This is a genomic window from Polynucleobacter sp. MWH-Jannik1A5 (assembly GCF_018881795.1).
Lineage (GTDB): Bacteria > Pseudomonadota > Gammaproteobacteria > Burkholderiales > Burkholderiaceae > Polynucleobacter.
Window position 1 is genome coordinate 1 of record NZ_JACVPQ010000020.1, and the last position, 302, is coordinate 302.

Annotated in this window: 1 protein-coding gene; it reads left to right on the forward strand. The window is 47.0% G+C overall.

What is annotated here, in order from left to right; all coding sequences use genetic code 11:
* Window positions 1-302: autotransporter-associated beta strand repeat-containing protein (locus tag ICN23_RS09930; protein WP_216232091.1), on the forward strand; the 302-nt coding region annotated here is incomplete at both ends.

Sequence of the window (302 nt, forward strand, 5' to 3'; positions counted from 1 at the left end):
TTCACCCTAAATGGTGCTGCCACTATTAATAACGCCAACACTACTAATGCTTCCACCTTCAGCGGCAACTTCACCAATGGTGCTAACTTACTAACAGTAGATGGAGCAGGCAATACCACTATCTCTGGCGTGATTGGTAGTGGAGCAGGTGGCCTGACTAAAGCAGGTACAGGCATTCTCACTCTGAGTAATACCAACACCTACACCGGTACCACCACCATTAATAATGGCGCCACCCTCAAGCTAGGTTCAGCAACATCGATTTCCAATAGTTCTGCCTTGGTGATTGACGGTACTTTAGA